This window comes from Mesorhizobium salmacidum (SeqCode) (assembly GCF_037179605.1).
Classification (GTDB): Bacteria; Pseudomonadota; Alphaproteobacteria; order Rhizobiales; family Rhizobiaceae; genus Mesorhizobium; species Mesorhizobium salmacidum.
The window spans coordinates 1-431 of record NZ_JAPYKS010000096.1 but is presented as its reverse complement, the minus strand read 5'-3'; the positions used below and the strand labels follow the sequence as shown (position 1 = coordinate 431).

The window sequence follows — 431 nt, the reverse complement described above, 5'->3', positions numbered from 1 at the left end:
TATCTCGGCGCCTGCGTCGAACTCGGGCCGGAAGATGTCGAGGCCGACAAGGCGTCGGGCGCCAAGGTCACCTATTTCGAGGGTTATCTGTGGGACCCGCCGCGCGCCAAGGAAGCCATCCGGCAGACGGCGACACTTGCGCACGCGGCCGGTCGCGAAGTCTCGATGACCTTGTCGGATCCGTTCTGCGTCGACCGCTACCGCGACGAATTCCTCGACCTGATGCGCTCGGGCGCGGTCGACATTGTTTTTGCCAACAGCCACGAGATCAAGTCGCTTTACCAGACTTCGTCGTTCGAGGAGGCGCTGGCGCAGATCCGCAAGGATTGCAAGATCGCCGCGGTGACCCGCTCCGAAAAGGGCTCGGTCATCGTACGCGGCGACGAGACCGTGGTCATAAAGGCAACCACCATCAAGGAACTGGTCGACAC

The 431-nt window shown here is 62.4% G+C and carries 1 protein-coding gene; it reads left to right on the top strand.

The features are described from left to right. The coding region (locus O7A60_RS31795; protein ID WP_337109595.1) for an adenosine kinase at positions 1-431 on the top strand (431 nt) is incomplete at both ends.